Here is a 1150-nt window from a genome sequence, read left to right as displayed (position 1 = left end):
TCGAGCTTCTAATCAGTCGAATATTGTCTAGGTTTGCTTGCATGCCGCGGGCTTTTACTAGCTCGGTGAGTACACCAGTGATCTCTCTGTGTTCCGTGCCTGGGCAGTTAATGCGCGCAACGCCATCATCATTTAACAGGTTGATCCATGCGTCTAGCTTTGAGAAATCAAAGCCTTGCCCAAACTCGATATAATCAAACTTTTCGATGTCTTGTGGTGGTAGCGCGTAGTCAGCAACAGCGAACTCAAGATTATCACATGCGCTATGTTGAGTACGCATAAGGGCATAGGCCATGTCTATTTGGCTCGCGTCAGCGCCTAGGACAGAAACATTAGTGAACTGATTGGCGTAGTCGAAGGCCTTTTGGCCAGAACCGCAGGCAAGTAATAACACGCGAACAGTTTTACCTTGCCAACTCGAAGGTGGAAGAGTTGGTGCCAGCTTTTGTTTCAAGGTTGCGTAGAAGTCTTTCTTCTGAGGAGTCTTGATCGCCGCCCAGCGCTCTTTGCTTCTCGGAAGGCCGTTCTCTAACAGTTCCGCCATCGTTTGACCAAACAATGTGTAGCGAGCATGATGCTCTTTGCTTAGTTGATATAGCGACACCTCTAACAGGCTTTGCATGGCGATTGGCCAGTCTTCTAAGTCGTAGCGTAGTAAGTCAAACGAGAAGCTCTGCACGTAGACTGCTTCGTACATACCCAAGAGAATTAATGCGCCTGAAATATCATCTATATCTGCCTTTTCGTAGCCGATATTCGTTGCGATCTGAAGCTGTATTGCCTTGATATGGTTTTGTTCTTCTTCTGTCGCTATGAGTGCGTAGTCGGTGTGGGATGCGTAAACACCAATTGCGATTGCGCAGGCTTGAAGCTCAGTTCGAAGAGTTTGGTTGATCGCGCATTCTGAAAAGATTGAAAGTCGAAGTAGGGTTACTAACTCTTCGAAATGTACGCTAGGTACAACGCCGGTCTCTAAGATACAGAGAAGCAATTCATCTTGAGCAAGTACATCGATGTCTAGTGCGGCTTCAGGATTTGTTAGATCATATTTATGCGTGATCAACTGCCCAGCGAACTCAATCAAACGACGCGTATCGATATCTTCTAGACGAAGCAGGTAATTAAGAAGCAGCTCTAACTCAACGGTGTA

General features: G+C 46.5%; 1 protein-coding gene. It reads right to left on the bottom strand.

Annotated elements, in window-relative coordinates; translation table 11 throughout:
* Positions 1-1150, bottom strand: a 1150-nt coding sequence (locus A3739_RS13295) for a class I SAM-dependent methyltransferase (protein ID WP_156502576.1), incomplete at both ends; no start/stop codon positions are given.

It is taken from the genome of Oleiphilus sp. HI0067 (genome assembly GCF_001635735.1).
Note: the sequence above shows the minus strand (reverse complement) of the source record. Positions and strands in the feature narration are given on the sequence as shown.